Below are 12,868 nucleotides of genomic sequence, written 5' to 3'. Positions count from 1 at the left end.
AGCGTTGATGGCGCCTTTATTGATCCCTGATTTACTGCATATCCTTGTTATTCTTGAATGCGCCAAAATGAAATCGGTTTCTTTTAACTCGCTAAAAAAAGCAATTTAATGATATCGGTTTCATTTTCTGCTTAAAAAAATTTCCCGCTAAGGAAATTATATTGCAAAAATTAGCTGCAAAATGGTGACCTGTCAATAACAAATCATTAACCTTTTACTGAGCATTTTTTAACCTGACAGTCCAAAGACCAAGCATAATAGAGGTAATCAACGGCCCAAAGACGGGCCGTTCCGCCAAGTCGTTTTAGTCCAGCAACCGTTCTGCCGCTTGCCAGCTCCCGCGCCGCATGGGAACTTTCATTGCTTTATCCTGCTCCAGACGATCAAACAGTCTTCCTCGCATTTGCTTTCTGACATCCTGATAGGCTGGCACATCAATCAGGTTAATTTTTTCCTGTGGATCGTTTTGTAAATCGTACAACTCATTTTTATCCCACAATCCGTGATAATAGATAAATTTGTATTGCTCGCCACGTAATGCAAAGGTTGTCGGCGTATGTGGAAATGCGTGCTCCCAGTAATATTCATACATAAACTCACGATCATCTTTACGTTTTTGCTGTCCTGCTAATATGGGTAAAAATGATTCACCATCCATATTGATATCTGTTTTGGCGTGCGCCAATTCCAGAATAGTCGGAGCAACATCAATATTACGCACCAGTGTATCGGTACTCTGTCCCGCTTTAATCATACCCGGTGCCCAGGCCAGCATAGGAACACGAATAGATTCTTCATAGGCATTACGTTTATCAATCAAACCGTGTTCGCCCAATAAAAATCCGTTATCGCCCATGTAAACAACCAAGGTATCCTTGTCCAGATTGTGCTCCTTCAAATAACGCATCACCCTGCCCACGCTATCGTCAACACCCAGTAAAGTTTCAGCATAACTTTTATAGAAGTCATCAAATTTCAAGTCACCATGATAGGCATAATCCACGCCATGCCAGCTATCACGCTGCGCCCTTACCCAATGCGGTTTACCGGCGTAATTGCTTTCAGTATTGGCCATGGTTTTGGGGTACGGGATGTTTACGTCAGCATACTCACCAGCATGGCGCTCGGGTGGGATAAATTCCGCATGTACTGCCTTATGTGATAAATATAAAAAGAACGGTTTATCCTTTTTGCGTTGATCCATAAAGTCGATAGCATAATCGGTCAGAATATCCGTGGTATAACCCTGCAATTGGGTTTGCTTGCCATCAATATTCAATAGTGGATCGACATATTGCCCTTGTCCCCGAAAGCTCACCCAGCGATTAAATCCCTGCTGAGGTTGATCATCAACCTCTCCCATATGCCATTTACCAATAAAAGCGGTTTGATAGCCGGCCTGCTGCAAGTCGGCCGGGAAGAAAGTCGTCCCCTGCGGGATCGGGCTGCTGTTATCAACAATGCCATGATGGTGCGCGTAACGGCCGGTTAAAATAGAAGCCCTGCTAGGCGAACACAGCGAGGTTGTCACGAAGGCATTTTTGATATGCATCCCTTCAGCAGCGAGTTTATCCAGTGATGGCGTTTTAAGAAACTTCGGCGCCTGTGGCATAAAACTCATAAAATCATAGCGATGGTCGTCACTGAGAATAAAAATGACATTCTTGGGGGGCGCCGCGTTGGCGGCTGTGCAGGTCAATAAACCGATAAACAGCAGCCATTGCCTGCTGGCCCGGAATAGTGAAAAAAGCTTAATCATTAGTCTCTCCTGTTAGTTGGAATTGTTGCAGGAATGCAGTGAGTTGTTTGGCTTCATTGGCGGATATTTGTGGCATCCCGTCTATGTTGTCCTGCAACCCTGCTACCCCCTGGTCAAAGGTTTTTATATCATCCAGCAAGTTGTTCGGGTGATAGTTAATTTTTGTCGCGGTGTCGAGTACCTGCAAAATGCTATCCGGAATAGTGGCGCCCCAATCCTGCCGTGCCGACATTAATTTCAGTTTATCACCCAACATATTTAACCTGTCGAAATAGCCTGCTTTGCCACTGAGTGCAGACACCGCCGCTTGCCAGTCTGCGGGATAGTCGATATCGATATGAATGTCCTGACGACTATCCTCAACAGGAATATCAATAATCTGGGTAAGTTGCTTGCCATCATAACTTTGCTGCGCTTTTGGCAAGAGCTTGCCATTCACTTTAACCTGGGTGGCCACCAGCGACATCGGCAGACGGATCCGATAAGACCGTTGCTGCGGCATGCCCTGGTAATCGCCTTCTACCGGAAAAATATGCAGAGATAATCCTTCCTTGTTGCGTTTGGATTCCATCCTGGTGATCGCGCCCCCGCCCTGTTGATAGGCATTGGACATACCGTCATCTTCAAACAATGTCATCTGTCCGTCAGCCCCTGGAAACACCGTTAGTAGCAGTTTATCTGGCACCGATTTTAAATTATCCAGCTCGGGATACTGGGCGATAATAGCGCCCGCCCTGGCATAGATGGGAATTTGTTTGATACTGAACAAGCCGTTGATCTCCCGGTTGCCCTCAAGCAACGCTCCGTTGCTGATATCAAACCACTGCCCTGACGGTAACCAGACTGACTGGCTGGCCAACATGCTGTCCGGATCGGCTTTTTGGGTCACCGGGGCCACAATCATATCGTCACCCAGCATATACTGGGCGGGTGATTGATAAGCCTGCGATTGCTCGGGATAGTCATAGTACATGGGACGTATCATAGAGACACCGGTTTGCCACGCCTGATAACCCGCATTGTATAAATAGGGCGCCAGACTATAGCGTAATTTGATCGCATCGCGCATCGCCGGAAAATACTGCGGATACATCCAGATACGCCGCTCGGCAACATCGGTTTTTGATGAATGGGTACGAAATATCGGACTCAGCGCACCAAACTGGATCCAGCGTAAATACAGCTCGCCGTCACTGGCCACCGCCTTATCATCGACGATATGGCCACCAATATCATGACTCCAGTAACCGTAACCTACGTTAGCTGCGGTGGAGGTAAAATATGGCTGAAAAGCTAGTGAATCCCAGGAAATTACCGCATCGCCGGAAAAACCGACCTGATATCGATGATTGCCCAATCCGCCCCAACGATGAAATAGCAACGGTCTGCGTTGCGGATAAGTACGTTGCATATCGGTAAAAAAAGTATGATTCAGCCAGAAAGTGTTATTCAGTCCAGCAACAAACTTGCTGGTGGGCCACTGCTGCCAGTCGAGCCACCAAAAATCCACGCCCTGCTTTTCCAGTGGCCTGAGTATTTGTTCGAAAAAGGCTTCGGACCAGTTTTTATCCGACATCCGGTAAGCCAGCCAATCATCTTTGATAACCGGATCATCCAGCGCATTGAGCATATCCTGATAATGGTCTTCCATTGGCGCGATTCCATCGGCCGGGTGCAAATTAAGCGCAACCTTTAACTGTTTGTCTTCGGTCCACTGCAAGAAACGCTCAGGCTCGGGAAACACTGCTTTATTCCAGCTGTAACCTGTCCAGCCTAACATCCCCTTGAACGGGGTCGGCTTGGGCTGGTTGGATGTCAGGCCATAAGTATTGTGCCAGTCCATATCGACAATCAGCACGTCCATGGGGATATCGTATTGTTCTACGGTATCCACCAAATCACGTATTTCACCGTCGCTGTAGACCCAATAACGGGACCACCAGTAACCAAATGCATAACGCGGTGGTAACGGAATTTTACCGGCAATTCGGGTATAGTCCCGCAATGCATCCTTGTACTGATGAGCATAACCGAAGAAGTACCAGTCTTGCTGATCCTTATTGTGATCACTGACCCAATTTGCCTCGTCAAACATTAAGTTGTCGCTATCATCAACCAGGTGCCATCCATCGCGCGACAGAATGCCTTGCTCCAGCTCCAGTTGCTCGCCATTGTGAACATTTACCCGGCCTTTAAAACCGTCAACGGTGCGGGTGGTACCTAACAGATTGGCGGTATCTTTTTTTCCGGGATGCCACTTTACCGGCCGGCCATCTACCATCAATTCAATGGCGAGATTATCAGCGGTAAACTCGCTGCTATGGCGACGATAGCGAAGCTTGATATATTGCGTGCTGATCTGCAGCCACTGTTCGTCCCTGCTAACCTGATAATCCGGCACCGCTTGTTGCCGGTTGACAAAAGTCATTGATTGACGATCTTCAAAATGCTGCTGGGAATCAAACTCCATACGAATTAACCTGTCGGTTAAAAGCGTAAAGCGGGCACTTCCTTCCTGGACAACAGCGGTTGATGGCTTGTTCTGCTCCGCCAGCACAGGCTGAATGGCCATAATCAATAAGGTCAGCAAGAAAATCAGTCTACTTTGGACTGGCATAATATAAACCCCATTGTTTATCCGTAGACTTGTCTATCCAGACAATTATTTTGTGAATAAACTTGCAAAAATGAAATCGGTTTCTTAAATTACCTACTAATGAAATCCCTGTCAAACATGATGTTTCATAAATACCACATTCTGTTAACAACTAGAGTTTGGCGTTTATGAAACAATCTGACATAATCGGTTGCGCCTGTTGGAATAGCTGTTTTAATGGATATTTTCTTTTCGAATTAAGGTTTTAGATGTCAAGTTTTAACATTCAGAATATTGCTGACAAGGCTGGCGTATGCAAGGCAACAGTGTCCAGAGTGTTAAATACGCCAGAAATCGTGTCCCAACGGACCCGCGACAAGGTGATGAAGGTGATAAATCAATTGGGATACACTCCCAATAGATTAGGAGCCAGCTTGCGTCATGGCCGTTCACGCAATGTTGCCGTGATGCTGCCTGATATTACCAACCCCTATTTCGCACCGATAGTTCGCGCTATCGAGCAGATCGCGTCAGTACGGGGTTACTCGGTGATTATTAACGACACCCAGGACAATCCGAAGCTGGAGCGCACCTTTGCACAAATGGTAAAGAATCGCCAGGCCGATGGGGTGATCACTAATTCACAGCGGATCCCTTTTGATATCGATTCCAAACGGTCCATTGCTGAACAATTGCCGCCGATGGTTAACTCCTCAGAGTTTATTGAATGTGACGATATCTACAAAGTGGGGGTGGACAACTTTGCCATTGGACAAACGGCGGCCCAACATCTGCTCTCTCTTGGCCACACACATATTTCTGCTATTGCCGGTCCGGAAAACCTGCCCAGTGTGATGGCGCGTAAAAAAGGCTTTGAAACCGAACTGGAAAAAGCCGGACTGAGCCTCGATCCCAAGTATATCTACTATGGCGATTATTCCTCATTGTCTGGCGAAATGGGGGTCAAGGCGATTATGCAACATCGTCATCGTCCGACGGCTATTTTCTGTTTTGGTGATTTAGTGGCGATTGGTGCGTTACACGCCCTGCGTGAGCTGGAATTTGTGGTACCCGATGATGTTTCGTTGATCAGCGTAGATGGTATTGCGCTCAGCCAGTATTGCGCACCGCCGCTAACCACAGTGGCACAACCTATGGAAGCTATTGGCCAACATTGTATTACGACCTTGCTGGATTTGATTGAAGGACATCAGCCGGAGCAGAAAGTCAGAATTCTGCCGCACAAGCTGATTATCCGCAAAAGTACGGCACCGGTTCGAAAATAATCTTAACTTTTGACCCATTTCCACACAGGTAATATGGCCAGTACCGCAAACCCCGACGCCATATAAAAGGCCAAACCGGGGCCCAATGGCCAAATCCAGCCAGCCAGCGCGGCGCCTAGCGCACCACCTATGCCCATACAAAGTGAACTATACAGGGCTTGTCCCCGTCCCTGACAATTAACCGGAATAAATTGTCGAATAACCTGCATAACCACAGTGTGGGTCACACTAAATGAGAACGCATGTAGAGATTGCAATATCACCAGTAACGGTAGTGAATCTGGATAGGCTGCGATCCCCAACCAACGCAAGCCAGTTAAGCCGAGACTGACCAACAGCAAGCTGCGGATTGAATAGCGGGTCATTAGCAATGGCATCAGCAAGAACATCAGTATTTCTGCCACAACCGCCAAGGACCACAGGCTTCCCGTGGTGGTTTTGTCGTATCCTGCCTGTTGCAGATACAAACTGAAAAATGTCAGATAACTGCCCATGCTAATGTACAGGATCAGCATGCTCAGTAGCGTTGCCCACACCACCTGCGGTTTTAAAGCTTGTAAAAAGCTCCCCTGCGGCTCATTCGCAGATGCTGTTGTTTTATTTTCTATGGTTAAGGTCACGCCCCACATACAGAGTAAAAACAGCAGGGTAATTGCGGGTAACCATTGCAAACTAATTTGATCGAATAACCATCCCAGGCCAAACACCGCTGCGATAAAACCAATCGACCCCCATAAACGGATGCGGCCGTAACGGTGGCTCTGATGTTGGAGGTGTGCCAGGGTGATCATCTCGAACTGGGAATTGAGACCTTGCCAACAAAAACTGCATCCGGCGATAAACAAACACATCAACCCGAAACCGGACTCAAAAAACACACCGGCAAAACTGACACAACCGACAAAAGTACCCATGCGGATCACCCGCATCCTGCGCTGGTTAAAGCGGTCACATAACCAGCCCCAAACATTGGGCGCAGCAATATTGGTGGCCAGCAAAATTGAGCCGATAAAACCGATCTGCCAGGTATTGTAGCCACCTGACTGCATGTACAGGCCCCAATAAGGCAAAATAGCGCCCAATACTGCACAATTAAAAAAGTAAAAGCCTGATAAGCGCCAGTACGGAATTGCTATGTTGCTCATAAATACTTGTTTATAGTCGGAAAGCCCGTGTTATATCAGGATACTGGCAGGAACGAAAGCCACCTTGCAGTGATGCGGAATGACATCAAACAATTTAAATAAAACAGTGATGCTGGCATGATGATGCTTCTCCACCCAACAATGTTATTGATCAACATGAAATTACATTGGTTATTGTTAACCTTAGTATTGTTTGCCAGTCACGTTGTCTACGCCGATACAAACATGGATAACAACGAGGCGGGTTACAATAAATTCAGCGTCCGGGGCCTGTCTTATTTTAACCGGCAGGATGCAGAAAAGTTAAAACAATGGCTGACAACAGGCGTCAATGCAACTCGCGCCACGCTGGGGGTTTACCCGCGACCGCTGGTATTGCAGCTTTATCCACGCGAATCAATACAGCCTGTTCCCTGGGCGCATACCAATCGCGGCAAACAGGAAAGTATCCAGTTTTATGTTACCAGCCGTTTTCCGCTAGAAAGCTTTATTAATGACTGGACGATTTACCACGAGCTAAGTCATCTGGCGATACCCTATGTCGGGGAAGAGTATTCCTGGTTTTCCGAAGGGTTTGCCAGCTTTATGCAATATCAAGTCATGGCCGACAAAGGTATTTTGGACGGTCCTCCACTGCAACATTACGAAGACAAGCTGCGGCCACATCTTAAATGGTTTGACAGCCAGCGACCGGCCGCCCAGATTGCCCAATATTTAATGTCAAAAAAACGCTACCCGGCCGCCTATTGGAGCGGTGCCTGGTTTTTTGTGCTGGCCGACCAGCAACTCCAACAAAAACATCATATAAAACTGACCCAGCTGATTACCGATTACCAGCAATGTTGCCGGCTCCAGGACGACAGCATACAAGATGTCATCAGCTCTTTTGACAAACTGATTAAAGACAGTCTGTTCAATGATTTGCTCAACCAGTTTGAACAGCAACCAGCCAGTCGTTTATATCCTCATACGCTGCCCGACAAAAATAATTAAAGTCATTAAAATTCATAAAGTTAAGTTAATTTACACGACTAGCCTGTAGCGTCTTAATCTGTAACTGCCTGCATACGTATTCATCTTTTTTCTGACTAATTTCGATGGTCGCATAATTTTTGTTCAACTAAAGTGCTGCTGTAAATAATTTGTTAGCAAGTTATTTATCAATTGTATGAAACAACAACAAAGAGGCCGCTCCAGTGAAAGCTACAACAAAAATACTTGCATGCCTGTGCATATTCGCATCATCTCTTAGCCATGCTGCAGTAATCGCTAACGGTGATTTCCAGTCCTGCAATTTTAACGGCTGGCAAAAAGACACAGATGGAAATGGCGATCCCGGCAGCACTAACGATTTCAATATGCTTAACAACGCTGGCGAATGCCAGGCGGAAATTAGTCTCGATTTTACTCGCGGCGCCAGTGCTTTTGTTGCCAACAGTCTGTTTACCGAACTTGATTTAACCGTTGCAGCCGACCAACAGCTCCAGTTAAGTTTTGACTGGGACTTTAGCGGCTTTGATGATCAAACCATCAGTGCAGATTTATTTTCTGTCATATTAACCAATGATCTGAACTTCCCGACGGCTGCGGACGGCAATCCCGGCTTTTTAATTGATTCAACCGCCATTTATGCATCCGGCTCTTTTTCAGCCATGCTCGATAGCAGCTTTAACAATCAATCCGGCTGGTTTTTGAATTTTATTCTTGAAGGGGGATTTAATCCCGGTTCATTTTCGTCTTCGCTACTGATCGACAATGTTGCATTAACCGTTGTTAGCAACGACGTTCCCGAGCCGCCCGTCACCGCAATGTTACTATTGGGCTTCACAGCACTGATTGCTCGTCGACGTTCCTCTAATACGGACAAGCTGCTATGAAACTATTTAACTGGACAGGTTTATTTCTGCTATTGCTGTTGGCGCCAGTCACTCATGCCGAGTGGCAAAACGCTGACAGTATCGAATTTAGTTATTCGCCCAGACCGGTATTCGATCGGGTTAACCGTCAATACAGCTCGGTTGTAACAGTTACCAATCAAGGTGCAGATATTAACGCTCCGATGCGGGTACTATTTGATACCAGCAGCCACCCCATAATGAATGCCAGTGATAATCAAAGCGACACCAATGTCCCCTTTATAACATTAGACATTAACGCGCTGCCAAACGGCGCATCGCATAATTTCGTGGTCAAGCTGGATTTAATTCGCGCCCTTTTATCCATGCAAATGCGCTTACAGATTAACCTTGATGAGCCCGGCACAGGATTGGAACTGGCAGATAATCAAATTGCGCTATTTTATAAACGTACTGATAATAACTATGATGGCTGGGGATTGCATATCTGGAATGGTGAAGGCTGCGGAAACTATGCGCCTCCCACCAGCAATGACGCTCATTTTAGTAACTGGACCAATCCTTACCCTGCCGACGGGATCCATCCCTCTTATGGTGCCTATTACATTTTAACTCTGGAGCTAGGTGCCTCCTGCTACAATTTTATTATTCACCAGGGAGATAACAAAGCACTGGGACCCGACAACAGCCTTTTTGAGCCTGGCAACGGCCAGCAAGGATTTACTTTTGACGGCTATGCCGATATTTATTATCAACCTTTAACGTCGCGCCCTGTAACTATCGACGGTGCCAAAGCGCACTGGATGAACGACCATACATTGTTGTGGTTAACATCAGCCGAAGCGGCAGAATATCGTCTGTATCATGACGATGATGCCAGTTTATCAGATGCTGATATCGTCGCGTTAAGCGGTAAAAACTATATTGCCCTGGCTAGCACAAATGCCGACCCGGATATATATAATCAAAATCCACAGTTGCATGGTTTTAGCGGTTTTAGTCTTGGGCTCAGCACTGCACAAGCCAAGCAATGGGCCAAGCAGCAGTTATTGGCCGTGGCGCTGGATGGGGAAGGTAATGTAGTCGAAGCCACCCGTGTACAAATTGCTGACTTGCTGGATTCACTCTATACCAGTACAACCGATGATGCCGATGAAGCCAGTTTAGGTTTAACTTATAGCCTTGACACTATCACCGCAGCGCTTTGGGCACCCACTGCCAACCAGGTCAATATCGATATTTTTGATGCCAATAAGCAACCTGTTGCCAGCTATCCTATGATCTGGGACGAGGCAACCGGAATATGGTCCTATACCGGCAATAAAACCACGCTTGACCGGCAATTTTATCGTTATCAAATCACCGTATATCATCCCTTAACTGAACAAATTGAGGTATTAGATACTACAGATCCCTATTCGGTTAGCTTGTCTACTAATGGTCGTTACACCCAGTTTGTAAACTTGCAGGATAACGATTTAAAACCGGCTAACTGGGATGGACACAGTGTTCCAACTATTTCCGAACCGGAAGATGCAGTGATATACGAAGGCCACATTCGTGATTTCAGTGCGCTGGATCAAAGTACCAGCATCGCTCATCGTGGTAAATATTTAGCCTTTACCGAACTTAACTCCGTACCTATGCAACATTTGCAGCAATTACAGGCTGCGGGATTAACTCATTTCCATGTCTTGCCCGCTAACGATATTGCCTCGATCCAGGAAAATACAGCATTACGGGTTGATGTGACTGATACGGTGGGCAAGTTATGTCAACTCAAAACCAATGCACCTGTGTGTGAAGTAGAAAACAACACCAGCACCTTACTGGAGGTACTGGAAAGTTATCAGCCTTCCAGCAGCGAGGCACAAGCGCTGGTCGAATCGATGCGCGCGATGGATGGTTTTAACTGGGGATATGATCCCCAACATTTTGCCGCGCCCGAAGGCAGTTATGCCACCGATCCTGACGGAGCCAGTCGTATTCTGGAAATGCGCGCCATGAATCAATCATTACATCAAATTGGGCTGCGAGTAATCCTGGACGTAGTGTATAACCACACCGCCTCGTCCGGTTTATACGATAACTCGGTACTGGACAAAGTGGTTCCCGGATATTACCAACGTCTGAATGAAATTAGCGGCAACATTGAACACTCCACCTGCTGCGAAAATACCGCCACCGAACACAAAATGATGGCCAAGCTGATGGATGACTCCTTAGTCAGTTTTGCTAAAAACTTTGGCTTTGACGGTTTCCGGTTTGACTTGATGGGACATATTCCCAAACAGGCTATTATCAACGCCAGAGAAGCCGTTCGAGCCGTCGACCCCGATACCTACTTTTACGGCGAAGGCTGGAATTTTGGGGAAGTAGCCAATAACCGTCGTTTTGAACAAGCCTCACAACTCAATATGGCAGGGAGCGAAATTGGTACCTATTCCGACCGACAACGCGATGCAGTGCGCAACGCCGCGCTGTTTACCGGAGGTAGTGTGAGTGAGCAAGATGTGATCCGCGTCGGTTTAGTCGCTAATATCAGCAGCTACCAGTTTGTTGCCGCCAGCGATGCCTATTTAACCACCTATGATTACCAATGGAATGGACAGCCTGCCGGTTACAGCAATGATCCGGCTGATACCATTAATTATGTCTCCAAGCACGACAACGAGACCCTGTGGGATAAATTGCAATATAGTTTACCCGCCGAAATGAGCATCGCTGACAGAGTGCGGATCCAGAATGTGGCGTTATCTATCCCGTTATTGAGCCAAGGTATTCCCTTTATGCAAATGGGCTCCGATCTTATCCGTTCTAAATCGATGGATCGTAACACTTATGATGCCGGTGACTGGTTCAACCGGGTTGATTTTAGTCAAAATACTAACAACTGGAACATTGGCTTACCTCTGGCGCAGGATAATCAGACTAATTGGGGCACAATCGGGGCTATTAGCGCCAACCCCAATGCAGAATTTAGCAGTAATGACATCCAGCTATCGACTGCCTTATTTCAAGAATTTCTGAGCATTCGCAGTAATAGTAAGTTATTCAGGCTCAGTAACGCAGAAGATATTACCAGGCGGATTAAGTTCCATAATGTGGGCAGTCAACAAACCCAAGGCTTAATTGTGATGAGTCTGGATGACGGCATAGGCTTAACCGATCTGGATAATGCCTACGACGCGATTGTAGTGCTGATTAACGGCAGTAGCGCTGAGCAATCGTTTTATATCAATCATGCCAGTAATTTCGAGTTGCACCAAACTCAACAACATTCGGCAGATGCCAGAGTACAAAACGCCAGCTTCAATGAAGGCACATTTAGCGTACCCGCGTTAACCACAGCAGTATTTGTTAAACCGCAGCAGGGTGCGCAAGGTCTTGGTTTGTCCGCCCTGCCTCCTTATGGTGAACAGACCCTTTACCTACGCGGCGACTTCAATAGCTGGGGAACGTCATTGCCGTTCATTTATCAAGGTGGCGACAAGTACATACTGGATGCCGAATTATTACAGGGAGATTATCAATTCAAAATTGCCAACGAAGGGTTTTCTGATGTAAATATAGGTGGTGATTTTTTAGTGCCAATAGGATCACAAGTAAGCCTGAGCAACTATGCCAACAATCTCAGTTTAAGCCTGATAGCCGATGGTATGTATCGCTTTGTATTGGATGCGTCCAACCGCAATAACCCGTTGTTAACCATTATTCCCGATGACCCCAACGCACTACCACCTCCTTATGGTAATCATATTCCGTTATTACGCGGCGAGATGAATGGTTGGGGCACCAGTCAGCCCTTAAATTACCAGGGTAATGGCCTATACAGCGGAACCTACAGTATCCCGGCGGGAACCTACTATTTCAAAATCGCCGATCAGGATTGGGGTGGTAGTGGCGGTCCTAATTTAGGCGGCAATATCACGGTATCTTTAGATAACACAGTCATATTGCAGCCAGGTTCAAACGATAACCTGAATATCAATCTCGGTACTAGTTCTCAATTAATAATTGAATTAGATGCGACTGATTTGGCAAACCCCAAGCTCACTATCAAGCCGCTTTAAAAAGCGGCTTGTCTTATACAAGCCGGGACTGTTCACAATAATGATATAAATTCATGTGAGTCATTCAACAAGTTAATACCGACTGTGGCGCGCATCAACTTGCACTAACTTTTCATTTCACCGCCAGAATGCTTTAGAATAACTTTTATAAAA

The 12,868-nt window shown here is 46.5% G+C and carries 7 protein-coding genes; 4 read left to right on the top strand and 3 right to left on the bottom strand.

The genetic code is table 11. The features are described from left to right. Window positions 1-304: 304 nt before the first annotated feature. Both V1467_RS05930 and V1467_RS05925 read right to left on the bottom strand, forming a co-directional pair. The gene (locus V1467_RS05930; protein ID WP_416307876.1) at window positions 305-1,759 is read right to left on the bottom strand and encodes a sulfatase; all 1,455 of its coding nucleotides are present in this window, start codon (window positions 1,757-1,759) and stop codon (window positions 305-307) included. Continuing rightward, window positions 1,752-4,376 (bottom strand): TIM-barrel domain-containing protein, encoded by a 2,625-nt coding sequence (locus V1467_RS05925; RefSeq protein ID WP_416307875.1) that lies wholly within the window; start codon window positions 4,374-4,376, stop codon window positions 1,752-1,754. Before V1467_RS05925 ends, V1467_RS05930 begins: the two co-directional genes overlap by 8 nt. 248 nt (window positions 4,377-4,624) lie before the next feature. Here V1467_RS05925 and V1467_RS05920 point away from each other — a divergent pair, with 248 nt between their 5' ends. After that, window positions 4,625-5,641: a LacI family DNA-binding transcriptional regulator gene (locus tag V1467_RS05920; protein ID WP_416307874.1), complete on the top strand. Its 1,017-nt coding sequence runs from the start codon at window positions 4,625-4,627 to the stop codon at window positions 5,639-5,641. Between the two features lie 2 nt (window positions 5,642-5,643). Here V1467_RS05920 and V1467_RS05915 read toward each other — a convergent pair whose 3' ends face one another. Next, a complete protein-coding gene (locus V1467_RS05915) occupies window positions 5,644-6,786 on the bottom strand; it encodes an MFS transporter (protein WP_416307873.1) in 1,143 nt (380 codons plus the stop codon). 156 nt (window positions 6,787-6,942) lie between these two features. Between V1467_RS05915 and V1467_RS05910 the strand changes: the two genes are divergently transcribed. From V1467_RS05910 to pulA, 3 genes are all read left to right on the top strand, one after another. Then, window positions 6,943-7,779: a hypothetical protein gene (locus tag V1467_RS05910; protein WP_416307872.1), complete on the top strand. Its 837-nt coding sequence runs from the start codon at window positions 6,943-6,945 to the stop codon at window positions 7,777-7,779. 203 nt (window positions 7,780-7,982) lie between these two features. Further along, window positions 7,983-8,663, top strand: a complete 681-nt coding sequence (locus tag V1467_RS05905) for a PEP-CTERM sorting domain-containing protein (RefSeq protein ID WP_416307871.1) — start codon at window positions 7,983-7,985, stop codon at window positions 8,661-8,663. Beyond that, window positions 8,660-12,715 carry a pullulanase-type alpha-1,6-glucosidase gene (gene pulA, locus V1467_RS05900; RefSeq protein WP_416307870.1) on the top strand — a complete coding sequence of 1,352 codons (4,056 nt, stop codon included), beginning with the start codon at window positions 8,660-8,662 and terminating at the stop codon, window positions 12,713-12,715. Before V1467_RS05905 ends, pulA begins: the two co-directional genes overlap by 4 nt. Window positions 12,716-12,868: the final 153 nt, after the last annotated feature.

The sequence above is a fragment of the Neptunicella plasticusilytica genome (genome assembly GCF_047922965.1).
Lineage (GTDB): Bacteria > Pseudomonadota > Gammaproteobacteria > Enterobacterales > Alteromonadaceae > Neptunicella > Neptunicella plasticusilytica.
Note: the sequence above shows the minus strand (reverse complement) of the source record. Positions and strands in the feature narration are given on the sequence as shown.